Annotated in this window: 21 protein-coding genes; 13 read left to right on the forward strand and 8 right to left on the reverse strand. The window is 69.0% G+C overall.

Annotation, left to right across the window (positions count from 1 at the left end; all coding sequences use genetic code 11):
* Window positions 1–21: 21 nt before the first annotated feature.
* Together tuf and ACQPYY_RS24435 are read right to left on the reverse strand one after the other, a co-directional pair.
* Window positions 22–1218 carry an elongation factor Tu gene (gene tuf / locus ACQPYY_RS24430; RefSeq protein ID WP_379280407.1) on the reverse strand — a complete coding sequence of 399 codons (1197 nt, stop codon included), beginning with the start codon at window positions 1216–1218 and terminating at the stop codon, window positions 22–24.
* 139 nt (window positions 1219–1357) lie between these two features.
* Window positions 1358–1672 carry a hypothetical protein gene (locus ACQPYY_RS24435; RefSeq protein WP_433591134.1) on the reverse strand — a complete coding sequence of 105 codons (315 nt, stop codon included), beginning with the start codon at window positions 1670–1672 and terminating at the stop codon, window positions 1358–1360.
* Window positions 1673–1786: 114 nt separating this feature from the next.
* On the opposite strand from ACQPYY_RS24435, the gene ACQPYY_RS24440 reads away from it, so the two are divergent.
* Complete coding sequence (locus ACQPYY_RS24440) at window positions 1787–3292, forward strand: leucyl aminopeptidase (RefSeq protein ID WP_433591135.1); 1506 nt, start codon at window positions 1787–1789, stop codon at window positions 3290–3292.
* Window positions 3293–3603: 311 nt separating this feature from the next.
* Here ACQPYY_RS24440 and ACQPYY_RS24445 read toward each other — a convergent pair whose 3' ends face one another.
* Complete coding sequence (locus ACQPYY_RS24445) at window positions 3604–3939, reverse strand: oxidoreductase (RefSeq protein ID WP_357288750.1); 336 nt, start codon at window positions 3937–3939, stop codon at window positions 3604–3606.
* Window positions 3940–4399: 460 nt separating this feature from the next.
* Here ACQPYY_RS24445 and sucB point away from each other — a divergent pair, with 460 nt between their 5' ends.
* The 6 genes from sucB to ACQPYY_RS24475 all read left to right on the forward strand — a co-directional run bounded on the left by sucB (window position 4400) and on the right by ACQPYY_RS24475 (window position 11953).
* Window positions 4400–6148: a 2-oxoglutarate dehydrogenase, E2 component, dihydrolipoamide succinyltransferase gene (gene sucB, locus ACQPYY_RS24450; RefSeq protein WP_433591136.1), complete on the forward strand. Its 1749-nt coding sequence runs from the start codon at window positions 4400–4402 to the stop codon at window positions 6146–6148.
* 34 nt (window positions 6149–6182) lie between these two features.
* Window positions 6183–7082, forward strand: a complete 900-nt coding sequence (locus tag ACQPYY_RS24455) for a TIGR01777 family oxidoreductase (RefSeq protein WP_379095657.1) — start codon at window positions 6183–6185, stop codon at window positions 7080–7082.
* A 70-nt stretch (window positions 7083–7152) separates the two neighbouring features.
* Window positions 7153–7686 (forward strand): N-acetyltransferase family protein, encoded by a 534-nt coding sequence (locus ACQPYY_RS24460; RefSeq protein WP_433591137.1) that lies wholly within the window; start codon window positions 7153–7155, stop codon window positions 7684–7686.
* A 38-nt stretch (window positions 7687–7724) separates the two neighbouring features.
* On the forward strand, window positions 7725–8477 hold the full coding sequence (gene lipB, locus ACQPYY_RS24465) for a lipoyl(octanoyl) transferase LipB (RefSeq protein WP_379095905.1): 753 nt from the start codon (window positions 7725–7727) through the stop codon (window positions 8475–8477).
* A gap of 22 nt (window positions 8478–8499) precedes the next feature.
* Window positions 8500–9540, forward strand: coding sequence for a lipoyl synthase (gene lipA, locus ACQPYY_RS24470; RefSeq protein WP_379095654.1), 1041 nt, complete (start codon window positions 8500–8502; stop codon window positions 9538–9540).
* A gap of 214 nt (window positions 9541–9754) precedes the next feature.
* A complete protein-coding gene (locus ACQPYY_RS24475; protein ID WP_433591138.1) occupies window positions 9755–11953 on the forward strand; it encodes an elongation factor G-like protein EF-G2 in 2199 nt (732 codons plus the stop codon).
* A 3-nt stretch (window positions 11954–11956) separates the two neighbouring features.
* Here the strand turns inward: ACQPYY_RS24475 and ACQPYY_RS24480 are convergent, their stop codons facing one another.
* On the reverse strand, window positions 11957–12646 hold the full coding sequence (locus ACQPYY_RS24480; RefSeq protein ID WP_379095648.1) for a TetR/AcrR family transcriptional regulator: 690 nt from the start codon (window positions 12644–12646) through the stop codon (window positions 11957–11959).
* Window positions 12647–12737: 91 nt separating this feature from the next.
* On the opposite strand from ACQPYY_RS24480, the gene ACQPYY_RS24485 reads away from it, so the two are divergent.
* Window positions 12738–14174, forward strand: coding sequence for an MFS transporter (locus tag ACQPYY_RS24485; protein WP_379095645.1), 1437 nt, complete (start codon window positions 12738–12740; stop codon window positions 14172–14174).
* A gap of 161 nt (window positions 14175–14335) precedes the next feature.
* Entirely contained in the window at window positions 14336–15079 is a 744-nt protein-coding gene (locus ACQPYY_RS24490) for a DUF4191 domain-containing protein (RefSeq protein WP_357288771.1), read from the forward strand.
* Window positions 15080–15197: 118 nt separating this feature from the next.
* On the opposite strand, the gene ACQPYY_RS24495 is transcribed toward ACQPYY_RS24490, so the two are convergent.
* Window positions 15198–16112, reverse strand: a complete 915-nt coding sequence (locus tag ACQPYY_RS24495) for an alpha/beta hydrolase (RefSeq protein ID WP_433591139.1) — start codon at window positions 16110–16112, stop codon at window positions 15198–15200.
* 275 nt (window positions 16113–16387) lie between these two features.
* Complete coding sequence (locus tag ACQPYY_RS24500; protein WP_379095639.1) at window positions 16388–16918, reverse strand: RDD family protein; 531 nt, start codon at window positions 16916–16918, stop codon at window positions 16388–16390.
* Window positions 16919–17356: 438 nt separating this feature from the next.
* Between ACQPYY_RS24500 and glnA the strand changes: the two genes are divergently transcribed.
* Window positions 17357–18793: a type I glutamate--ammonia ligase gene (gene glnA, locus ACQPYY_RS24505; RefSeq protein ID WP_379095637.1), complete on the forward strand. Its 1437-nt coding sequence runs from the start codon at window positions 17357–17359 to the stop codon at window positions 18791–18793.
* Between the two features lie 61 nt (window positions 18794–18854).
* On the opposite strand, the gene ACQPYY_RS24510 is transcribed toward glnA, so the two are convergent.
* Window positions 18855–19352, reverse strand: coding sequence for a hypothetical protein (locus tag ACQPYY_RS24510; protein WP_433591140.1), 498 nt, complete (start codon window positions 19350–19352; stop codon window positions 18855–18857).
* A gap of 276 nt (window positions 19353–19628) precedes the next feature.
* Here ACQPYY_RS24510 and ACQPYY_RS24515 point away from each other — a divergent pair, with 276 nt between their 5' ends.
* Window positions 19629–20510: a tyrosine-protein phosphatase gene (locus tag ACQPYY_RS24515; protein ID WP_433591141.1), complete on the forward strand. Its 882-nt coding sequence runs from the start codon at window positions 19629–19631 to the stop codon at window positions 20508–20510.
* A 56-nt stretch (window positions 20511–20566) separates the two neighbouring features.
* Here the strand turns inward: ACQPYY_RS24515 and ACQPYY_RS24520 are convergent, their stop codons facing one another.
* Complete coding sequence (locus ACQPYY_RS24520) at window positions 20567–21016, reverse strand: TY-Chap domain-containing protein (protein WP_357288802.1); 450 nt, start codon at window positions 21014–21016, stop codon at window positions 20567–20569.
* 147 nt (window positions 21017–21163) lie between these two features.
* Between ACQPYY_RS24520 and tsaA the strand changes: the two genes are divergently transcribed.
* Both tsaA and ACQPYY_RS24530 read left to right on the forward strand, forming a co-directional pair.
* On the forward strand, window positions 21164–21598 hold the full coding sequence (gene tsaA, locus ACQPYY_RS24525; protein ID WP_433591142.1) for a tRNA (N6-threonylcarbamoyladenosine(37)-N6)-methyltransferase TrmO: 435 nt from the start codon (window positions 21164–21166) through the stop codon (window positions 21596–21598).
* A 49-nt stretch (window positions 21599–21647) separates the two neighbouring features.
* Window positions 21648–22850 (forward strand): PucR family transcriptional regulator, encoded by a 1203-nt coding sequence (locus ACQPYY_RS24530; RefSeq protein WP_433591143.1) that lies wholly within the window; start codon window positions 21648–21650, stop codon window positions 22848–22850.
* The last annotated feature ends 81 nt before the right edge of the window (window positions 22851–22931 follow it).

The following is a 22931-nucleotide window of genomic DNA, read 5'->3' on the forward strand; positions in this document are numbered from 1 at the left end:
CACCCGCGCGAGGCGGCCGGGCTATTTCAGGATCTTGGTGATCTGGCCCGCGCCGACGGTCCGGCCGCCCTCACGGATGGCGAATTTGAGGCCGACCTCCATGGCGATCGGCTGGATCAGCACGACTTCCATGGAGACATTGTCGCCGGGCAGCACCATCTCCACTGCCGTCGGCAGGGTCACGACGCCGGTGACATCGGTTGTGCGGAAGTAGAACTGGGGGCGGTAGTTGTTGAAGAAGGGGGTGTGACGGCCGCCCTCCTCCTTCGACAGGATGTACGCCTGACCCTCGAACTGCGTGTGCGGGGTGACCGAACCGGGCTTGATGACGCATTGGCCGCGTTCCACATCCTCGCGGCGGACTCCGCGCAGCAGCAGGCCCACGTTCTCCCCCGCCTGGCCCTCGTCCAGGAGTTTCCGGAACATCTCGATGCCGGTGACGGTGGTCTTGGTGGTTTTCGGGCGGATGCCGACGATCTCGACCTCGGCATTGACCTTGAGCACGCCGCGCTCGATGCGGCCGGTGACGACGGTGCCGCGGCCGGTGATGGTGAAGACGTCCTCGATGGGCATGAGGAACGGTTTCTCCACCTCGCGGGCGGGGGTGTCGATCCAGTCGTCCACGGCGGCCAGCAGTTCGGTGATCGTCGCGCCCCACTCCCCCGCCGGATCGGACAGCGCCTGGAAGGCGGAGACCCGCACGATGGGGCTGTTGTCGCCGTCGAACTCGTACTCGCTGAGCAGTTCGCTCACCTCGAGTTCGACCAGCTCCAGGATCTCCTCGTCCTCCACCATGTCGCACTTGTTCAGCGCCACCACGATTTTCGGGACGCCGACCTGCCGGGCCAGGATCACGTGCTCCTTGGTCTGCGGCATCGGGCCGTCGGTGGCGGCGACCACCAGGATCGCGCCGTCCATCTGGGCGGCGCCGGTGATCATGTTCTTGATGTAGTCGGCGTGCCCGGGGCAGTCGACGTGCGCGTAATGCCGGTTCTCCGTTTGGTATTCGACGTGCGCGATGGAGATGGTGATGCCGCGCTGGCGTTCCTCGGGGGCCTTGTCGATGGCCTCGAAGGGCGTGAAGGGATTCAGGTCCGGATATCGGTCGTGCAGGACCCGAGTGATGGCCGCGGTGAGGGTGGTCTTGCCGTGGTCGATATGGCCGATGGTGCCGACATTGACATGCGGCTTCGTCCGCTGGAATCTCGCCTTCGCCACTGGAACCTCCTGCGCGCCCGTCGGTTCCAGGGTAGGGAGGACGGGGGCCGGAAGAGCTGAAAACCGGGCGAAACAGACGTCGAGGACCGTTGACGAAAACCCGTCTCGACCAGAGGTTTTCCGCGAATTCGCCGAGCGGTCAGCGGCCGCCTGGCTCACCGGCGGAAGTCGGCGGGGTGGGCTCGGCCGAGGTGGCCTGTTCCTTCGGGACACAGACCCACCGGCCGTCGGCGGTCAGACCCCACTGGGCGACGATGCGGCCGTCGGAGCAGTCGTCGCCGACATTGTGCTCGGGCTGGACGGAAGTCGGCGGTATCGACGGCAGCGTGGTGACGGTGGTCGGCGTCGGGGCCGGACTGGTGTCGGAGCAACTCATCAGCACGCAGCTGTAGGACACGGCCGCTACCAGGGCGACAGCCGACCCTGCCATACGCGCCTTCATCAGTGACGCCATAGGACGACCCTTTCGTGCCGAGACGATTCGGGCAAACAGCAATCACAGAGCAATCTATCGTGCGGTCCGCGCCCAACCGGCTGCGGCCGGAGCGGCGCAGTAACGTGGGCAGCTATGACAGCTGTTGCAGATCGTTCGCTCGGGCCGGAACTCGCCCGCACCGAGGGCATCGGGGAGGCCGATGTCCTGGTCATCGGACTCACCTCGTCGGAGGACGGGCCGGTCATCGCGCCCGCGGACGCGTTCGAGGATGTGCTCGACGGCGACACCCGCGACGCCCTGCTGAGCGCGCTGCGGGCGGTCGGGGCCAAGGGCAAGGGCGAAGAGGTCACCAAGGTGCCCGCGCCCGCCGGGCTGGGCGTGGACTTCGTGCTGGCGGTCGGGCTCGGGGCAGTGGACAAGCTCGACGCCGAGCAGGTGCGCAAGTCAGCCGGCGCGGCCGGGCGGGCGCTCACCGGGGTCGCCACCGCGGTCACCACGCTGTCGGGCCTGGATCTGGCCGCCGCGGCCGAGGGGTTCTACCTGGGCGCGTACCAGTTCACCGCGTTCAAGTCCGCCAAGAGCGCGCCCAAGCCCGAGGACCAGCCGGTGCAGCGGGTCGAGTTCCTGGTGCCCGCACCGGGATTCGGCGAGGAGGAACTGTTCCGGGCGCAGGCCATCGCCGAAGCCGTCGCCACCGCACGCGATTTCGTGAACACCCCGCCCAGCGACCTGTTCCCGGCCGAATTCGCCAACCGCGCGGCCGAACTGGCCAAGGCCGCCGGTCTCCAGGTCGAGGTTCTCGACGAGACCGAACTCGAATCCCAGGGCTACGGCGGCATTCTCGGCGTCGGCAAGGGCTCCTCGCGGCCGCCGCGCCTGATCCGCATCACCTACGCGGGCGGCGACCCCAAGGTGGCGTTGATCGGCAAGGGCATCACCTTCGACACCGGCGGCATCTCCATCAAGCCCGCGCAGTCCATGGAGAACATGACCTCCGACATGGGCGGCGCGGCGGCGGTCATCGCCACCACGCTGCTGGCGGCGCGACTGAGCCTGCCGCTCACCGTCATCGCCACCGTGCCCATGGCCGAGAACATGCCCTCGGCCACCGCGCAGCGGCCCGGTGACGTGCTCACCCAGTACGGCGGCACCACCGTCGAGGTCATCAACACCGACGCCGAGGGACGCCTCATCCTGGCCGACGCGCTGGTGCGCGCGGGCGAGGACGAGCCGGACTACGTCATCGACGTCGCCACGCTCACCGGTGCGCAGATGGTGGCGCTGGGCACCCGCACCCCGGGCGTCATGGGCACCGACGCCTTCCGCGACCGGGTGGCGCGCATCTCGCAGGCCGTCGGCGAGAACGCCTGGGCCATGCCGCTTCCCGCGGAACTGCGCGCCGACCTGAACTCCAAGATCGCGGATCTGCAGAACGTCGCGCCGCACCGCTGGGGCGGCATGCTGTCGGCGGGGCTGTTCCTCAAGGAGTTCGTGGCCGAGAGCGTGCAGTGGGCGCACCTGGATGTCGCCGGGCCCGCCTACAACACGGGCGGACCGTTCGGTTACATCGGCAAGGGCGGCACCGGTGTCCCGGTCCGCACGCTGATCGCCACGCTCGAGGACATCGCCGCGGAGTAATCGCGCCCCTGGTCGCGACACGAGTTCCTGTGACAAAACGCCCGCCCCGCTGCACAGCGGGGCGGGCGTTCGCGTCAGCGCTCAGCGCGGGGTGCACAGCAACAGCGCGGCCCTGAAGCTGCCCAGTCGGAACAGCCGCAGATCCAGCATCAGCTCGGGACCGGCAGGAGACCGTGCAGGTCCGCAGACCAGCGTCACCCCCCGGGAATGGTCGCGGCACCGACGTGTCGCCGCCGGCCTCGATCGTGTTGGCGGCGGTGCTGATCGAGCACGCGCCCCGAACAGCTTGCGGCCCAGGGTGTCCACGGGGCTCAGGCCCATTGGGCGGTGCGGCGTTCCAGGATGCGGCGGCGGGCGTCGTAGTCGCGCATGCGCTGCGGGTAGCCGACGCGACGGGCGTCGTAGACGGGAATGCCGAGGGCGCCCGAGAGGCGCTGCGCTCCGCGTTCGCCGACCACGCGACGGGTCCATTCGCCGTCATGCGCGACGAGCAGCACCGTGACATCGGTGACCGTGGTGCGCGGCTCGACGAAAGCCTCCACGCCGTAATGGTTTCGCGTCCAGGCCACGAGATGGCCCATGTCGGCCGGATCGGCCTCGCCTCGGCGCGCGGTACCGCTGTGCCCGAACAGATCCAGGAAACCCATTCCCGTCAACCTCCTCCCCGGCTTCGGAAAACCGCCGGATACTTCGATAGTGCGCAGCTCACGGCCGCTTCGCCAGACCATCGGCCATTTCCATAGCAGCTGCACAGAATCCCTTCAGAATCGACTCAGCGGGGGTGCGCGGTCCGGTCAGCGGCACGCCGGAAAGGCCGGGACGGCGCAAACGTGATACGTGTCATGGCATCCCGCTATTTCACCCGCGCGCCGTGGCGTTCGACGCTCACGCCGGGAAATGTGGCGTAGAGAGGTCGGCACAACCGCCGCCCTGTGACACGCCGCACCCGGACGAGTGCAAGGATGGGTGGCTGGAACAAGAACCAACACGGATCTCCGGTGCCATCACCCTGCGGTGGCCGTCCGGGACGACACCGCGACCCGCGGTGCCACGCCCGCGGAGAGACGAACTGTTTAACCCGACGAGCAGTCAGAGGAGTCAACGGACATGACCTTCTCCGTCCAGATGCCAGCTCTTGGTGAGAGCGTCACCGAGGGCACCGTCACCAGGTGGCTGAAGAAGGAGGGAGACACGGTCGAGGTCGACGAGCCGTTGCTCGAGGTCTCCACCGACAAGGTCGACACCGAGATCCCGTCCCCGGTCGCCGGCGTTCTCGTGAAGATCGTCGCCCAGGAAGACGATGTCATCGAGGTCGGCGGCGAACTCGGCGTGATCGGCGAGGCCGGTTCCGCTCCGGCCCCGGCCGCCGCCCCGGCTCCCGCCGCGGCCCCTGCCCCGGCCCCCGCGCCGGCGGCTCCCACCCCGGCCCCGCAGCCGGTCGCCGCCGCACCCGCCCCGGCTCCGGCCGCCGCGCCCGCCCCCGCCGCTGCCGCCTCCGGCACCCCGGTCAAGATGCCGGAGCTCGGTGAGTCCGTCACCGAGGGCACCGTCACCCGCTGGCTGAAGCAGGTCGGCGACCAGGTCGCCGTGGACGAGCCGTTGCTCGAGGTCTCCACCGACAAGGTCGACACCGAGATCCCGTCCCCGGTCGCGGGCACCCTGCTGGAGATCTCCGCGCAGGAAGACGACGTCATCGAGGTCGGCGGACAGCTGGGTGTCATCGGCAGCGGCGCCCCCGCGGCCGCCCCGGCCCCGGCGCCCGCTCCGGCCCCCGCCCCTGCGCCCGCCCCCGCTCCGGCTCCGGCCGCCGCGGCTCCCGCGCCCGCCCCGGCCGCTCCGGCCCCGGCTCCCGCGCCGAAGACCGCCCCGGTTCCGGCCGCGGCGACCCCGGCCGACGAGCCCTCCAGCAACGGTGGCCCCTACGTCACCCCGCTGGTGCGAAAGCTGGCCGCGGAGAACAACGTTGACCTCGCCGCCGTGACCGGCTCCGGGGTCGGCGGCCGCATCCGCAAGCAGGATGTGCTCGCCGCCGCGGAGGCCAAGAAGGCTCCCGCGCCCGTGGCCGCCGCGCCCGCCGCCGCTGCTCCGGCCGCCCCGGCCGCTGCCGCCGCCGCGCCGCGTCCGTCGCTGTCGCACCTCACCGGCACGGTCCAGAAGGCCAGCCGCATCCGGCAGATCACCGCGGCCAAGACGCTCGAGTCGTTGCAGACCACCGCGCAGCTCACCCAGGTGCACGAGGTCGACATGACCAAGATCGCGTCCCTGCGCAACCGCGCCAAGGCCTCGTTCAAGCAGCGCGAGGGCGTGAACCTCACGTTCCTGCCGTTCTACGCCAAGGCCGTCATCGAGGCGCTGGCCGTGCACCCGAACATCAACGCCTCCTACAACTCGGAGACCAAGGAGATCACCTACCACTCGGTGGTCAACCTGGGTATCGCGGTCGACACCGAGCAGGGTCTGCTCTCGCCGATCATCCACAACGCCAACGACCTGTCGCTGGCCGGACTGGCGCGCGCCATCGCCGATATCGCCAACCGCGCCCGCACCGGCGGCCTCAAGCCGGACGAGCTGGCCAACGGCACCTTCACCATCACCAACATCGGCTCGAACGGCGCGCTGTTCGACACCCCGATCCTGGTGCCGCCGCAGGCCGCCGAGCTGGGCACCGGCGCGATCGTGAAGCGCCCCATGGTGATCAGCGACGACGGCAACGAGTTCATCGGTATCCGGTCGATGGCCTATCTGCCGCTCACCTACGACCACCGCCTCATCGACGGCGCCGACGCGGGTCGCTTCGTGACCACGATCAAGCACCGTCTGGAAGAGGCCGCGTTCGAGGGTGACCTGGGCCTCTGAGGCCGGAACGGAGACGGGTCGGGGGTTGGATCGGATGAAGATCGTGGTCGCCGGTTCGTCCGGACTGATCGGGACGGCACTCGTCGCGGCCCTGCGCCGCGACGGGCACGAGGTCACCCGCCTCGTGCGCCGTCCCGTGCATGCCCGCGACGAATTCACCTGGGATCCGGTCCGTTCCAACCTGGACGAGCGCGCGCTGCGCGGTGCGGACGCCGTGGTGAACCTCTGCGGCGCGAGCATCGGGCGGCGGCGCTGGAACGGAAGCTACAAACAGGAGCTGCGCGACAGCCGCATCGTCCCCACCGACGTGCTGGCCGCCGCGGTCGCCGCCGCGGGAGTGCCGACGCTGGTCAACGCCAGCGGCGCGCACTACTACGGCGGCGAGACCGGCGACCGGGTCGTCACCGAGAGTTCCCCCGCCGGAACAGGATTCCTGGCCCGGCTCTGCGCCGACTGGGAGGCCGCCGCCGAGCAGGCCGCCGACGCCGGGGTGCGCACGGTGCTGCTGCGTTCGGCGGTGGTGCTGGCGCGGCACGGCGGCATGCTCGGAATGCTGTACCCGCTCTACTATCTCGGGCTCGGCGGGCGGCTCGGCAGCGGGCGGCAGTACGTCCCGTGGATCTCGCTCGACGACGAGGTGGGGGCGATCGTGTACGCGCTCACCCACGAGAACCTTTCCGGGCCGGTCAATATGTGCGGTCCCGCGCCGGTCACCAATGCCGAGTTCACGCGGGCGCTGGGGCGGGTCATGCATCGGCCGACGCCGTTGATGGTGCCCGCGTTCGCGTTGAAGCTGGCGGTCGGCGAGTTCGCGGACGAGGCGATCCTGCACGGGCCCAGGGCGATTCCCACCGCGCTGGAGGAAGCCGGGTACCAGTTCCAGCACCCGACCATCGGCGCGGCGCTGACCGCGACACTGGGCCACGCGGGCTGACGCCCGGAGCTTCCCGGCCGATACCGGGCGCGGTGCGCGTCACAGCAACCGCGCCGATACCGTGGACCCCGTGACCAATCAACTGTCCGACGTGGTGGTGCGGGACGCACGCGAGAGCGATCTGCCGGACATCCTGGTGATCCACAACAACGCCATCGCCGAGACCACGGCCATCTGGGATACCGAACTGGCCGACATCCACGAGCGCGAGGCCTGGTTCGCGGCGCGGACCGGCGCCGGCCATCCGGTGCTGGTCGCCGAGATCGGCGGCAAGCTGGCGGGGTACGCGAGTTACGGGCAGTTCCGGCCCAAGTCGGGCTACCGGTTCTCGGTCGAGAACTCGGTGTACGTGTCAGATATATTCCATCGCCGCGGCGTGGCCACCGCGCTCATGCGGGCGCTGCTGGCACGCGCCGAGAGCGGCGAGGTGCACGCCATGATCGCGGCGATCGAATCGAGTAACCGCACGTCGATCGCCCTGCACGAGAAATTCGGCTTCACCACCGTCGGGCGGTTGCCCGAAGTCGGGCACAAATTCGGGCGCTGGATGGACCTGACGCTCATGCAACGGACCTTCCCCGAAGGAGTAGCGTCGCCATCGTGAGCGAGAGCACTACGGCCACCGCGGCGTTACCCCGCGCGGTGTCGGCTCGCTTCGACAGCACACCCCTCGCGGTCGAAGATCTGGGCCTGATCGACTATCAGCGAGCCTGGGAATTGCAGCGGTCCATCGCGGACGAACGCGCCGAGGGCATCGGGCAGGATCGACTGCTGCTGCTGGAACACCCCTTCGTCTACACCGCCGGACGCCGCACCGAGCCACGGGATCTGCCCGTGGACGGCAGCCCGGTCATCGCGGTCGACCGCGGCGGGAAGATCACCTGGCACGGGCCGGGGCAATTGGTCGGCTACCCGATCGTGCGGTTGGCCGAACCGGTCGATGTCGTCGCGTACGTGCGCCGCCTCGAGGAGGCGCTGATCGCCGTGTGCGCGCGGCTCGGACTGGAAACCGGTCGGGTGGAAGGCCGTTCGGGCGTGTGGGTCCCGGCGAACCAGTTCCTGCCCGAGCGCAAGGTCGCGGCCATCGGTGTGCGCGTGCAGCGTGGCGTCGCCCTGCACGGCATCGCGCTCAACTGTGATTCCAGCCTGGACGGTTTCGACGCGATCGTGCCCTGCGGCATCCGCGATGCCGGGGTCACCACCCTCAGCCGCGAACTCGGCCGTGACGTCACCGTCGCCGAGGTGCGGCCGCTGGTCGCCGACGCGATCACCCGCGCCCTCGACGGCGAGTTGACGGTGACCGACCACACCGTGTCCCGTTGCGCCGCAGCCGCCGCCGAATGCCCCGAACCAGTTCCCGCGGCGCGCGACGAAGCGCCCGTCAAGGCCGAATGACCACAAGCGTAGGGTGAACCAAGTGACCTCCGTCGATACCCCGACACCTAACGATCCGGCCGCACCCAACGGCCGCAAGCTGCTTCGCATCGAGGCCCGCAACGCCGAGACCCCGATCGAGCGCAAACCCTCGTGGATCCGCACCCGCGCCACCATGGGCCCCGAGTACACCGAACTCAAGGGCCTGGTGAAACGCGAAGGGCTGCACACGGTCTGCGAGGAAGCCGGGTGTCCCAACATCTTCGAATGCTGGGAGGACCGCGAGGCCACCTTCCTCATCGGCGGCGAGCAGTGCACGCGGCGCTGCGACTTCTGCCAGATCGACACCGGCAAGCCCGCCGCCCTCGATCGCGACGAGCCGCGGCGCGTGGCCGAGAGCGTGCAGGCCATGGGGCTGCGCTACTCCACCGTCACCGGCGTCGCGCGCGACGATCTCGAGGACGGCGGCGCGTGGCTGTACGCCGAGACCGTGCGCGCCATCAAGCGGCTCAACCCGCACACCGGCGTCGAACTGCTGATCCCCGACTTCAACGCGGTGCCCGAGCAGCTGGCCGAGGTGTTCGAGTCGCGGCCGGAGGTGCTGGCCCACAATCTGGAGACGGTGCCGCGCATCTTCAAGCGCATCCGTCCCGCCTTCCGCTACGAGCGGTCGCTGGCGGTCATCACCGCGGCCCGCGAGGCCGGGCTGGTCACCAAGTCCAACCTGATCCTGGGCATGGGCGAGACCCCGGAGGAAGTCACCCAGGGCCTGCGCGACCTGCACGAGGCGGGCTGCGACATCATCACCATCACCCAGTACCTGCGGCCCTCCCCGCGGCACCACCCGGTCGACCGCTGGGTGAAGCCGGAGGAGTTCGTCGAGCACTCCCGGGCCGCCGAGGAGATGGGCTTCGCCGGTGTCATGGCCGGTCCGCTGGTCCGGTCCTCGTACCGCGCGGGCCGCCTCTACGCCCAGGCCATGCGTCACCACGGCCGCGAGATCTCCCCGGAGATGGCGCACCTGGCCGAGGAGGGCAGCGCCGCGCAGGAGGCCACCAGCGTGCTGGCCCGCTTCGGCTCCTAGCGCACCCGACGCACCGCAGACCGCGCGCCGCGACCCACGAGGGACGCGGCGCGCGGTCGCGTCCGGGGGACCGCTGCTCCGGGTGACGCGGACGTGAAGGCCGCGCGGCCTCCGGCGAAACGCCGGTAGACGAGTTATCCCGCGATTCGTGGACGGGAGCGCGCCGCTGGTGGGAAGCTCGAAGGACCGCAATGATCGACCCACGGAGCGAGCCATGGTCGAGCGAACGATTTCAGCGCACGGTGTCAACGGCAAGGCAGTCGTGGCCGAACGGCCCGGCGACATCCGCAATGTGGTGCTGGTCGGGCACAGCGGGTCGGGGAAGACCACGCTGGTCGAGGCGCTCGCGGTGGCCGCCGGGGCGGTGCCCAGAGCCGGGCGCGTCGAGGACGGCACCAGCGTCTCCGACTACGACGACATCGAGCAGCGTCAACACCGGTCGGTGCAACTGTCGGTGGTGCCGATGGGGTGGGAGAAGGTCAAGGTCAATCTTCTCGACACCCCCGGATACGCCGATTTCGTCGGGGAGCTCAGGGCCGGTCTGCGAGCAGCGGACGCGGCCCTTTTCATTCTCTCCGCGGCCGCCGGGGTCGAGGGCGTCAGCGGGCCCACGCTGGCGCTGTGGGAGGAGTGCGCGAGCGTCGGCATGCCGCGCGCCATCGTGCTCACCCACCTGGACACCGCACGGGCCGATTTCGAGGACATGACCGAGACCTGCCGCCAGATCCTCGGCGGCGGGCGCGCGGAATCCATACTGCCGCTGCATCTTCCGGTGTACGGGCCCAAGAACCCCGACGGGCACCGGCCGGTGACCGGGCTGATCGAACTGCTCACCCAGCACGTCTACGACTACGCGACCGGGGAACGCGTCGAGGCGCCCGCCTCCGCCGAACAGCGCGAGCAGATGCAGGAGGCCCGCAACCGGCTCATCGAGGGCATCATCGCCGAGAGCGAGGACGAGACCCTCATGGACCGCTACATCGGCGGGGAGGAGATCGACCTCGCCTCGCTGGTCGCCGACCTGGAGAAAGCGGTCGCGCGCGGGAGCTTCCACCCCATGCTGATCGCCGCTCCCCCACCCGAGGGCGCGCGCCAGGGGCTCGGCACCGTCGAGATCCTGGACCTCATCACCCGCGGATTCCCCACGCCCGCAGAGCATCCGGTGTCCGCGACCGGCAGCGGCGGCAAGTCCGCGGCGCTGGCCTGCGATCCGGACGCGCCGCTGGCGGCCGAGGTGATCCGCACCGCCTCCGACCCGTACGTGGGCCGGCTGTCGCTGGTGCGGGTGTTCTCCGGCACCCTGCACGCCGACGACACCGTGCACGTGTGCGGGCACGGCACCGGCACGAACGGCGATCACGATGCCGACGACCGGGTCGGCGGGGTGTCGGCGCCGTTCGGGAAACAGCAGCGGCCGCTGCCGCAGGCCATCGCCGGGGACATCGTGTGCGTGAGCAAACTGACGCACGCCGAGACCGGGGACACCCTGTCCGCCAAGGACAGCCCGCTCATCATCGAGCCGTGGGCCATGCCGGATCCGCTGCTGCCGGTCGCCATCAAGGCGCACGGCAAAGCCGACGAGGACAAGCTCTCCCAGGGGCTGTCGCGACTCGTGGCCGAAGACCCCACGGTCCGGGTCGAACAGAATCCCGACACCCACCAATTGGTGTTGTGGTGCCTGGGCGAGGCGCATCGCGAGGTGGCGCTCGAACGGCTGCGGTCCCGGTTCGGGGTGCAGGTCGACGTCGTCGACCACAAGGTGGCCCTGCGCGAAACCTTCGCCACCCAGGCGGCCGGGCGCGGGCGGCATGTGAAGCAGTCCGGCGGACACGGGCAGTTCGCGGTCTGTGAGATCGAGGTGGCCCCGCTGCCGGAGGGTTCGGGCATCGAGTTCGTGGACAAGGTGGTGGGCGGAGTCGTTCCGCGCCAGTTCATCCCGTCGGTGGAGAAGGGTGTGCGCGCTCAGGCCCTGCGCGGGGTGGCGTCCGGATATCCGCTGGTCGACGTGCGGGTGACGCTCTTCGACGGCAAGGCGCATTCGGTGGATTCCTCCGACGCGGCCTTCCAGACCGCGGGCGGCCTGGCCTTGCGGGAAGCCGCCGCCACCGCCCGCATCAGCGTGCTCGAACCCATTGCCGAAGTGCTGGTGGTGGTTTCGGACACCTACGTCGGCCCGGTGCTCGGCGACCTGTCGAGTCGCCGCGGCCGGGTCCTGGGCACCGAACCGGCGGGGTTGGGCCGCACCGCGATTCGGGCCGAAGTCCCCGAGCTGGAGCTGAGCCGCTATGCCGTGGATCTGCGGTCACTGGCCCACGGCGCGGCGAGTTTCACCCGCGCCTACGCGCGCCACGAACCGATGCCGCACCAGCTGGCCGACAGTCTGCGGGAGCAGGCCAAATCCGGCCACGCCTGACCGTCAGGACTCCTCCGCGCCGACCCGCGCGGGCAGCGGCAGCGCGGCCAGGGCCGTCATGAAGAAGTCGAGGCCGAAGCCGTAGTGCCGATCGGCCTCACAGGAGGTCAGCGCGTCGGCGGCCTGCACGATCCGCGGATAACGCTGCCGCGGAAGGGTTTCCAGCCGGAGGCGCTTGCGGCGGATCATCTCGGCATTGTCGTCGGCGGACTGCTGCGGCGCCGGAGCGCCGGGCTCGCCCAGCACCAACATGACGGCGGTGCGCAAGGTGTTGCCGCAGATCGCGGCGGCGGAGTCGACGTCCAAGCCGTATTCGGTGAGGATCTCGAGCGCGGCCTCGGTGGCATCCAGGAATCCGGGACTCGGGTCGTTGTCGCGGGACACCTGGAACAGCGGCACCAGGGTGCGGTGCCGGCGCAGCACCGTCACCAGTGATTCGGCCAGGGCGCGGAACTGTTCCAGCAGCGGGCGCGACCGGTCGCGGGTGGTGTCGACCTGTTCCCACAGCCGGTCGACGACGCCGGCCAGCAGTTCGTCCTTGTTCTTGAAATGCCAGTACAGCGCCATCGGGGTGACGCCCAGTTCCTGGGCCAGTCGCCGGATGGTCAGCGCGTCGAGGCCCTCGGCGTCGGCCAGCGCGATCGCGCCGTCGGCGACGGTCTCCCGGCTCAATCGGTTCTCCGCTTTTGCCACTTGACAAATATACAACGTACAGGCTTTCCTGTACCACGTACATGTACAACGTATGCGAATGATGTACAGGAACAACGCATAGGAGTTTGCGGTGCCACTATTGCCCCGCCGCTGGTGGGCCCTGATCGGGGTTTCCCTGGCGACCTTCATGACATTTCTCGACAACAACGTGGTCAACGTCGCGCTGCCGTCCATCCAGAGCGACCTGGGGCTGTCCATCTCGGGCCTGGAATGGGTGGTGAGCAGCTACATCCTGGTCTTCGCCGGGCTGATGCTGGCCGGCGGACGACTCGCGGACCTGTTCGGCCGCCGCCGGATGTTCCTCGGCGGACTGGCCGTGTTCACCCTCGCCTCACTGCTGGCCGGACTCGCCGACAGCCCGGCCATGCTCATCGGGGCCCGGGTGCTGCAAGGCGTCGGCGCTGCCGCCGCGATCCCCCCGACCCTCGCCATCATCGCCGGACTGTTCCCCGAGGACGCCGAACGCGCCAAGGCGGTCGGCGTGTGGAGCGCCATCGGCGCGCTGGCCCTGGCCCTCGGGCCGTTCACCGGAGGCGTCCTCAGCCAGCACGTGGACTGGAGCTGGATCTTCCTGATCAATGTGCCCTTCGGCGTCATCACCTTCGCGCTCACCGCGCTGACCCTCGACGAAACCCGCGAACGGGTGCGGCACCGGCTCGACCTGCCCGGACTGGTGACCTCCGCGCTCGCGCTGTTCGCGGTCACCTACGCCCTGATCGAAGGACACAACCGCGGCTGGACCTCCTGGGTGATCGTGGGCTGTTTCGCGATCGGCGCGGCCGCGCTCGCGGCGTTCGTCGTCATCGAATCGCGCCGGCCGGACCCGATGGTGGATATGTCGATGTTCCGCTCCCGCGCCTTCAGCGGCGGCATCGCCGTGATGATGCTGTGGGGTTTCGGGGTGATGGGCATCTACTTCTTCACCGCGATGTATCTGCAGAACGTGCTCGGCTTCTCACCCACCGCGGCGGGGGCGGCGTTCATTCCGATGGCGGTCGCCATGGTGCTGGTGTCGCCGCTCGCCCCGCTGGCCGCGCGGCGGCTGGGCACGAACGTCACCGTGGCACTGGGGGTGGCGGGCATCGTCGGTGCGCTGCTGGATATTTCGACGATCGGCGAGCACGGGCACATCCTCGACCTGATGCCCGCGTTCATCGGGTTCGGCATCGGATCGGGCCTGCTCATGACGCCGTTGAACACGGCGATCATGGACCGGATGCCGCCAGCCATCGCGGGCGCGGCGGGGGCGGTGGTCAATGCGAGCCGCGAGATCTCGGCGCTGCTCGGCGTCACCATCGTCGGTGCGATCCTCACCACTCGCGCGGCCACCGTGGCCGGGCAGGGCGCGGCTCCGATGCACGCCTTCCTCGAGGGCTATCGCCTGGCGATCATCGTCGCGGGCGTCATTGTCGCCGTGGGTATTCCGCTGGCGCTGATCACCTTGCGGACCCCGCGCGAGCAAGCGCCCGAGGCGGCGGCCCCCGAACCGATCGGGGCGGCGGCCTGACGCCACGAGCACCGCATCGGCCGGCAGGACTCCGGCCGATGCGGCGGCTCCGGCCGACAAGCACTCGCGCCGACCGCGATTCGGGCCATCGGGCACCGACCGGTCGCGTCACTGTCCATCCCATCGCGAACCGGGCGTACCCGGCGATTAAGCTGGACCGCATGGCAGCAGGCAAGGGCGGTAATCCGTCGAAGGAAGCGAAGGCCGCGGCGAAGGCGGCGCGCAAGCAGGCGTCGAAGGACCGTCGCAAGCAGCTCTGGCAGGCGTTCCAGATGCAGCGCAAGGAAGACAAGCTGCTGCTGCCGCTGATGATCGGCGCGCTGGTCGGCGTGACCGTGCTGTTCCTGGTGATCGGCCTGATCTTCGGTCTGCAGTGGTTCCTGCTGCCGATCGGTCTGGTGCTGGGCGTGCTGGCCGCGTTCATCATCTTCGGGCGCCGGGTGCAGAAGAACGTGTACGCCAAGGCCGAGGGCCAGGCCGGCGCGGCCGCCTGGGTGCTGGACAACCTGCAGGGCAAGTGGCGGGTCACCCCGGGTGTCGCGGCCACCACCCAGCTCGACGCGGTGCACCGCGTGGTCGGCCTGCCCGGTGTGGTGCTGGTCGCCGAGGGCTCGCCGCAGCGGGTGAAGTCGCTTCTGGCACAGGAGAAGAAGAAGGTGTCGCGGCTGGTCGGCGACACCCCGATCTACGACATCGTGATCGGCAACGAGGAGGGCCAGGTTCCGCTCAAGGAGCTGGAACGCCACCTGCGCAAGCTGCCGCGCAATATCGACGCGGCGCGCATGGACAATATCGAGGGACGTCTGTCGGCCCTCGCCACCCGCGGCGGCCCGGCCCTGCCCAAGGGCCCGCTGCCCAACGGCGCGAAGATGCGCGGCGTCCAGCGCTCGATCCGCCGCCGCTGACCACTCGAAAGTAAAGGCCCGCATCCCCAGGATGCGGGCCTTACCCTTTCGCCGAGTGGCACAGGGTGGCGGGGAAATCGGACGAATCCCCTCCAGGGTGTGCCACTCGGCGGAACGGTCAGCGGAGGTGGCGGGAGAGGAAGCCGATGACGTCGGGGGTGACGGTGCTCCAGTACTCCTCGGTGTGGGTGCCGGGGGTGATCAGGCCGACCTCGGGGCGGGCGGTGGCGATGAAGCGGCGGCAGCCCTCGATGAAGCGGTCGCGGTCGCCGCACCACAGGCCGACGGGGGCCGGGCCGAGCTTGTCGAGGTTGCGTAGCGGGTCGAGGGCCGCCCACTGGTCGGCATTGGTGAATGCGTTCCGTTTGGCCATTTCGGTCCACGAGGTGAGCAGACCCGGCGACATGGTGGCTACCGCGTTCAACGGGCGGTTCCGCTCGGCGCGGCGACGCGCGTAGACCAGGGCGCCGAAGCCGCCCATGGAGGTTCCGGTGCAGGCGAAGGGTTGTCCGTCCTTACCCGCGAGGCGGCGCTGGGCGAGCCAGCCGGGGACCTCGTCGAGCAGCATGGCCATCGGGTCGTCGCCGGTGCCGTGGTCGTGCCAGTAGTTGTCGCCGCCGTCGAGGGCCACGAAACCGAAGGCCGGGGTGAGGCGGGTGGCGACCGCGGCGGCCAGCAGGTCGGCGATATTGCCGACGGCGGCGTTGCGGGCGGTGCCGTGCAGGCCGTGCAACAGCAGCGAGATGGGGATGTTGTCGGCGGAGACGCCGGGCGGCAGGATCGTGACCAGGTCGACCTCGCACCGGCGGGCCTTCGAGTAGACGCGTTCGGTGCTGATGATCGGGGCGACGCCCATGGCCGTCTGGCCGATATCCTCGGCGTGCTGGGTGCGCTGGACGCCGTCGGCTTCGGTGGAGGCGTTCACTCCGGCCGCGACGGCCGCACCCGCTGCGGCCAAACCAACCAGTCCGGTGGTCGCGAGCAGAGACCGGCGGCTCAGGGTCCGCGCGGCCGCCCGGTAGTCCTCGACCATCGATCCCTCCATCGGCACAGCAACAGCTACCGCCCGGACGACGGCCAGGTGGCTGCATCAGGGCAAATCGCCGCCACCATACCGATCGAAAGCAAACAGCGGTGAACATTTGGCAACGCCTTGCAACACACTGCACCAACAGCATCGCAGGTAACGCGGCTGATCCGCGCCGACTCGACGCGGCGTGATGTGTTCGAATCACCCCGAGCACAAAACTGTGACCGGAATCGACAGATCCGTGATCGGGGCCGGTGAACGCGGTGACCGCGCGGGGGTCAGCGGCTGTAGACGAGGGCGGTGCCGGTGGCGCGGTCGTGCATGCCGCGGCCGTCGCTGTCGGTGAACAGCGCGGGGATGACAAACAGCAGGATGAGCTGCCGGCCCAGCGCGCGGACGAAACCGACCGGCGCGTCAGCGTCCACTCGGCTGACCTTGATCTTCAGGAAGTACTGGCCCGGCGTGAACCCGAACAGTGTGACCGCGATGATCCCGAGCGCGAACCACACCACCAGGGTCGGCGTCGACAGCGCCTGGGTGACGACCTCGAAATGCGAAGGCGGCTGCTGCCCCTTCGGGATGGTCATCTTCGACAGGATCTTGTCCGCGTCCGGTCGCACGATGATGGCGGCCAGGCCCATGGAGATGAACCAGTCCACCAGCACGGCCAGCACGCGGCGGGTGAAGGGGGCGAGCGCGCCGGGGCCGGAGGCCGGGAGGCCGAGTTCCTTGCCCTGGTAGTCACCGAGCGGGTTGTCTCCGGATTCGGCGTTCGGTCCGGACAGCCATGAGCCGGTGATGCGTGCCATGGACTCAGCTTATGCGCCGCCCGTGGACGGGTCGCCGACGCCCGTCGATCGGCGGACGAGCGGGGAATCGTATATGTTGCCTGCACGATTCCGGCGGCTGCCGCAACTGTTCGGCGACCCCGGTTGCCAGGTGGATGCCCGGCGGTGAGGATTGTCACGCTGACCGGGTCGCACGCGGTAAGGACCCTAACTTTTCAGAGTCTTAACAGCCGGTTCCGGCAGGTCGGTGGCAGGATATCGGTGCTGGTCGAGCATTGCTCGGCGACCGCTGCGGCGTCCACGCGAACCCGGGGGCACCGCCGAACCCCCGGCCAGCAGTGCGTGTAACACTGGCGAAACACAGCCTTGATTGCAGGGAAACACCGCATCCATACCGTGTGGTCGCGACGAACCCATGCAGTCACCACTGGCTGGGAACCGATCCGTAAGGAGTACTAAGTGGCGTTCAGCACGGCCGACGAGGTCATCAAGTACATCAAGGAGGAGGAGCTCGAATACGTCGATATTCGCTTCACCGACCTCCCCGGTGTGCAGCAGCACTTCTCGATCCCGGCGAAGGCGTTCACCGCTGATCTCGCCGAAGAGGGCCTGGCGTTCGACGGTTCGTCCGTCCGCGGCTTCCAGTCGATCGACGAGTCGGACATGCTGCTGCTGCCCGATTACAGCACCGCGCGGGTCGACCCCTTCCGTGCCGCGAAGACGCTGAACATGAACTTCTTCGTGCACGACCCGTTCACCCGTGAGGCGTACTCCCGCGACCCGCGTAACGTCGCCCGCAAGGCCGAGGAGTACTTGGCCGCGACCGGCATCGCCGACACCTGCTACTTCGGTGCCGAGGCCGAGTTCTACATCTTCGACTCGATCCGTTACGACTCGGCGATGAACGGCTCGTTCTACGAGATCGACTCGGTGTCGGGTTCCTGGAACACCGGCGCGGAGTACAACGCCGACGGCACCCCGAACCGTGGTTACAAGGTTCGCAACAAGGGTGGTTACTTCCCCGTCGCGCCGTACGACCACTACGTCGACCTGCGCGACAAGATCTCGACCAACCTGCAGAACGCGGGCTTCGAGCTGGAGCGCGGCCACCACGAGGTCGGCACCGCCGGTCAGGCCGAGATCAACTACCGCTTCAACACCCTGCTGGGCGCCGCTGACGACCTGCAGCTGTTCAAGTACATCGTGAAGAACACCGCGTGGCAGGAGGGTAAGACCGTTACCTTCATGCCGAAGCCGCTGTTCGGCGACAACGGCTCGGGTATGCACGCCCACCAGTCGCTGTGGAAGGACGGCAAGCCGCTGTTCCACGACGAGGCCGGCTACGCGGGCCTGTCGGATCTGGCGCGTCACTACATCGGCGGCATCCTGCACCACGCCCCGTCGCTGCTGGCGTTCACCAACCCGACCGTGAACTCGTACCACCGTCTGGTGCCGGGCTACGAGGCCCCCATCAACCTGGTGTACTCGCAGCGCAACCGTTCGGCCGCGATCCGTATCCCGATCACCGGCTCGAACCCGAAGGCCAAGCGCATCGAGTTCCGCGCGCCGGACTCCTCGGGTAACCCGTACCTGGCCTTCGCCGCCATGATGATGGCCGGCCTGGACGGCATCAAGAAGAAGATCGAGCCGATGGCTCCGGTCGACAAGGACCTCTACGAGCTCCCGCCGGAGGAGGCCAAGAACATCCCGCAGGCCCCCACCTCGCTGGCGTCGGTCATCGACCGCCTCGAGCAGGACCACGACTACCTCACCGAGGGTGGCGTGTTCACCACCGACCTGATCGAGACCTGGATCGACATCAAGCGCACCCAGGAGATCGCCCCGGTCAACCTGCGCCCGCACCCGTACGAGTTCGAGCTGTACTACGACGTCTAAGTCGAAGTAGCGCAAGCGCTCTCGGAAGCCCCATCCGCCTCGGCGGGTGGGGCTTTGCGCGTTACCGGCGGTGGCAGTGGACCCGGACGAGCACGGTGTCGTCGGGCAGTGTCTCGAGGTAGTTTTCGAGATCGCCGGGTGGTATGGGGCAGGCGGGCCGGTCTGCGGGGGACGTGTTCTGGTCCCAGTCCTTGTGTCGGCAAACGCCGCTCGACTCGATCCACCAGCCATCCAAGGTGAGCACATCGGGCTCTGCGACATTGTGTGTCGCGACGTCCAGCAAGGCCTTCGGGCCGCCCGCGCATTCGCCTCGGTTGGGGGGCAGCACGATGCCGAACTGGTTGGGACCGTCGTGGATCAGCCGAGGATCATCCTCATGACCCGGTCGGACATAGAACCCGGCTCCGTCTCCGCCGCTCCGAAGCCGCCAGGTGCTCCACATGTCTCGCTCCGGAAACCCCTGGTGCATCTCGAACGGAGCGAGGGCTCTCGTGATCGCGGCCTGCACGTCATCGATCGCATCCGGCGGCAGGCAGACCGTCACCGAGATTTGCGCCAAAACGACTCCCCTCCTGGAGTACCGAGCGCCTCAGGTTACCGCTCGGAATCGACACTCCGGGTGGTCAGTGGGACTCCGGTTCTTTGCGCGGGTAGAATGGTTGCGCGAGAGTTACTGGGGTGCAAGGGTGTTCAGGGTGGTCCAGTGCGGGTCCCGGTGGGTGGGGATGGATGGCCGGTGGGCGGGAGGACCGGTGGGTAACCGCGCGGGGCAGGCGTAAGCACCCCTACCGTCGCCGCCGTGAACATCAAACGATTTGCACGACTTCGTATTTCAATGCTCGTTGTGACTGCCGCGGCCGGGGCGCTGCTCGGGGGCGGGGTGGCGGGGGTGCCGTCGGTGGCTCTGGCCGCGCCGCCGGTCATGCACACCGAGGCGACTCGGATCACGCTGCAGGGGGCCGTCAATGTGCGTGATATCGGGGGGTATGCGACCTACACGGGGGATTCGACCAAGTCGGGGAAGGTGATTCGGGCGGATGCGCTCGGGAAGCTGACCGACGCCGATGTGCAGCAGCTGGGGGCGCTGGGGATCAAGTCGGTGATCGACTTCCGGACGCAGGCCGAGGTGGGGGCGCAGGGCGCGGATCGGGCGATTCCGGGGGCCGCCGCGGTGTCCCGGCCGATCAACGACGGGGGCATGTATTTGAAGATGGTGCAGGCCATCGGGTCGAAGGATCCGGCGGTGCAGCAGGCGGCGCTGGGTGACGGCAAGGCCGAGCAGATGATGCGCGACATGTATCAGAGCTTCCTGACGCCGGATTCGATGGCGAAGTTCGGGCAGACGATCAAGGACATCGCGGCCTCCGGTGGCGCGACGCTGTATCACTGCACCGCGGGCAAGGACCGCACCGGGTGGATGACGTATGTGATGCTGCGCGCCGTGGGTGTGCCGGAAAGCGTTGCCCGCCAGGACTACCTGCTGTCGAACCAGTACCGGTCGGCCGCGGATGCCGCGCAGCGGGCGCAGTTGAAGCAGGCGGGCATCATGCAGAACCCGGATCTGCTGATCCCGTTGCAGGTCGTCAGCGACGAGTACCTGAACAACGCGATCGACAAGATGAACGAGCAGTTCGGTGATTTCGGCAAGTTCCTCACCAAGGGGCTGGGCATCGACGCCGCGACCATCGTGAAGCTGCACAAGACCCTGGTGGGCTGACCCTCACCCGTTCCGGCCCCGTCGTACCGCGTGCGGCGGGGCCGTCGCGTGTCCGGCTATCGCCGGGAACTCAAGGCGGACAGGTCCAGCGCGGTCGTCTCCGCCCACGCGCTGGCGCGCAGGTCGCCGGGATCGCCGACGCCGAGGGCCTCGTGCAGGCCGCGGGTGGCGGAGCGGGCGAGGTCCTCGAAGGCGGTGCGGGTGATCGGCCAGCGCAGGGTGCGCCGCCAGTTCTCGATTTCGCGTTGCAGGGCGGGAGCGGTCCAGCCGAGGTCGCGCAACAATTGGGCGGCGGCCTCCGAAATCGGTTCGGGCAAATAGTAGTTACCGGTGAGTTCGGCGGAGAGATTGATGTCGAACTGCTGGAATTGCACGTATCGATTGCCGGTGGCGACGAGGGTGAGGGTGGCGCGGGACGGCAACCCGGCGAGGAAGGTGGCCAGCCTGCGTGCGAACACGTCCCAGTCGGTGGTGACTATTCGTTCGCGCTGGCCCTGGATGCCCATCCCGGCCGATCATACGCCGTCCAAAGCAACAACCGGACGAATTACCGTGCCGCCCAGTCCGATCACGGAAATATTGGCGACTTCGATCAGCTCGGACAATCATGGACATCGCCAACCCCGCGACGGTGTAAAGGAGCAGAAGAAACCATGTCCTCGGAATTCTCCAGCAGCCCTGACTATTTCGAGGTGCGCCCGGTCGGCCACGTCCGCTCGCGGCTCACCGACCGCGCCGGGGCGCCGCGCCAGGCGGATGAGGACGCGCCGCCCGCGGAGGTGGTGCTGGCGCCCGAATTCGCCGCGGCCGCGGCCGATCTGCGGCCGGGGATGCGGGTCGTGCTGCTGACCTGGTTGCACGCGGGGAGCCGGGAGGTGCTGGCGGTGCATCCGCGTGGGGATCGTTCCCGTCCGGCGACGGGTGTGTTCGCGACCCGGTCCCCCGACCGGCCGAACCCGATCGGGCTGCACGAGGTGACGCTGACCGCGGTGACCCCGGGCGTGCTGGGAGTGGCGGGGCTGGAGGCGATCGACGGGACGCCGGTCCTCGATATCAAGCCCGTGCTGGGCGGGGTCGACACCCGCTGACCGGCCCGGATGGGACGGGCGGGCGACCCCCGGGAGTAGGTTGAGTGCCATGGCGGCACCCAGGCATCCGATCCCGGCGGTCGGCACGCAGCGGCTGGCCGCGGCGTGTCAGGCCGAGGTGCCCGCGTTGACCAAGCGGTTGATGGCGGCGATCTTCACCGACAACCCGGGCTGGACGGATTACACGGCGGTGCCGCGGGCGGATCTGCGGGACGGCTGCCGCCGGTATCTGACGCGGATTCTGGATCTGCTGGGCGGGTTGCCGCCGAATCCGGACGGCGACGATGTGGCCGCGGCGATCGGCAGGCGGCGCGCCGAGCAGGGGGTGCCGCTGGAGGCGATGCTGCGGACGTTCCGGCTCGGCGGCCAGATCGTGTGGGAAGCGTTGCTGGACAAGGCCGATGACATCGGGTCGGCGGAGACCCGGCAGGTCGGGTCGGCGATGTGGGCGGTGGTGGACGGCATGTCGTCGGCGCTGGTGACCTCGTATCGGAACACCGAGCTGGATCGGGTGCGCAGTGATGAGCGGCGCCGGCATTCGCTGATCGAGGACCTCCTCGCCGGGCGTGCCCACGACGCCACGTTCGCGGCGCGGGCCGGGCGGGAGCTGAATCTGCCCGCGCACGGCGCGTATCTCGTAGTGGTGGCGCGCGGTGAGGGCGGGCCACGGCTGCACATGGGCGCGGAGGCGGCGCTGGGGGTTTCGGGGGTGCGCTCGGTGTGGCACGAGCGCGTGGATTCGACGGTCGGGCTGGTGTCGCTGGAGCATCGGGACAGTTCGGTTGTGCTGCAACAGCTTCGGCCGTTGATCCGAGGCCGGGCGGGGGTCTCCCCCGCGGTCGCCGGGCTGGCGGGCATCGATACCGCGCACGGGTTGGCGGTGCTGGCGCTGGATACCGTGCCCGGGGACGCGGCCGGGCTGCTGATCTCGCTGGACGAGCGCTATCCGGAGGCGCTGCTGCTGCGCTCCCCCGATCTGACCGATCTCCTGGTCTCCCGGACCCTCGGCCCGATCCTGGAATTGCCGCCGAAGGAACGCGACATTCTGCTGCGGACTTTGGCCGTCTGGCTCGCCGAGAACTGCTCCGCGGCCAATGCCGCACCCAAGTTGCACTGCCATCGGAACACGGTCATCAACCGGTTGCAGCGCATCACCATGCTGCTCGGCCGGCCCTTGGAAGGCCAGCGCGCCTACCTGGAACTTTCGCTCGCGCTGGCCGCCCTGGAATTGCCCGGGACCACCCGCGGCTGAGCCGCCGAAAGCACGCTACTCACGGGTACAAATTGTGCTCTCCGCCCAGTTGCGCACAAACATATATGGGCTTCGAGTGCA

The sequence above is a fragment of the Nocardia sp. CA-145437 genome (assembly GCF_050956485.1).
Classification (GTDB): Bacteria; Actinomycetota; Actinomycetes; order Mycobacteriales; family Mycobacteriaceae; genus Nocardia.

Bases quoted from the DNA above. Each gene is read 5' to 3' on its own strand.
- ACQPYY_RS24500 (WP_379095639.1), bottom strand. From the start codon at position 16,918: ATGGCACGCATCACCGGCTCATGGCTGTCCGGACCGAACGCCGAATCC.
- ACQPYY_RS24495 (WP_433591139.1), bottom strand. From the start codon at position 16,112: ATGGTCGAGGACTACCGGGCGGCCGCGCGGACCCTGAGCCGCCGGTCT.
- ACQPYY_RS24455 (WP_379095657.1), top strand. From the start codon at position 6,183: ATGAAGATCGTGGTCGCCGGTTCGTCCGGACTGATCGGGACGGCACTC.
- ACQPYY_RS24520 (WP_357288802.1), bottom strand. From the start codon at position 21,016: ATGGGCATCCAGGGCCAGCGCGAACGAATAGTCACCACCGACTGGGAC.
- ACQPYY_RS24445 (WP_357288750.1), bottom strand. From the start codon at position 3,939: ATGGGTTTCCTGGATCTGTTCGGGCACAGCGGTACCGCGCGCCGAGGC.
- ACQPYY_RS24475 (WP_433591138.1), top strand. From the start codon at position 9,755: ATGGTCGAGCGAACGATTTCAGCGCACGGTGTCAACGGCAAGGCAGTC.
- ACQPYY_RS24435 (WP_433591134.1), bottom strand. From the start codon at position 1,672: ATGGCGTCACTGATGAAGGCGCGTATGGCAGGGTCGGCTGTCGCCCTG.
- ACQPYY_RS24530 (WP_433591143.1), top strand. From the start codon at position 21,648: ATGGCGGCACCCAGGCATCCGATCCCGGCGGTCGGCACGCAGCGGCTG.
- ACQPYY_RS24490 (WP_357288771.1), top strand. From the start codon at position 14,336: ATGGCAGCAGGCAAGGGCGGTAATCCGTCGAAGGAAGCGAAGGCCGCG.
- ACQPYY_RS24515 (WP_433591141.1), top strand. From the start codon at position 19,629: ATGCTCGTTGTGACTGCCGCGGCCGGGGCGCTGCTCGGGGGCGGGGTG.
- sucB (WP_433591136.1), top strand. From the start codon at position 4,400: ATGACCTTCTCCGTCCAGATGCCAGCTCTTGGTGAGAGCGTCACCGAG.
- ACQPYY_RS24440 (WP_433591135.1), top strand. From the start codon at position 1,787: ATGACAGCTGTTGCAGATCGTTCGCTCGGGCCGGAACTCGCCCGCACC.
- tsaA (WP_433591142.1), top strand. From the start codon at position 21,164: ATGTCCTCGGAATTCTCCAGCAGCCCTGACTATTTCGAGGTGCGCCCG.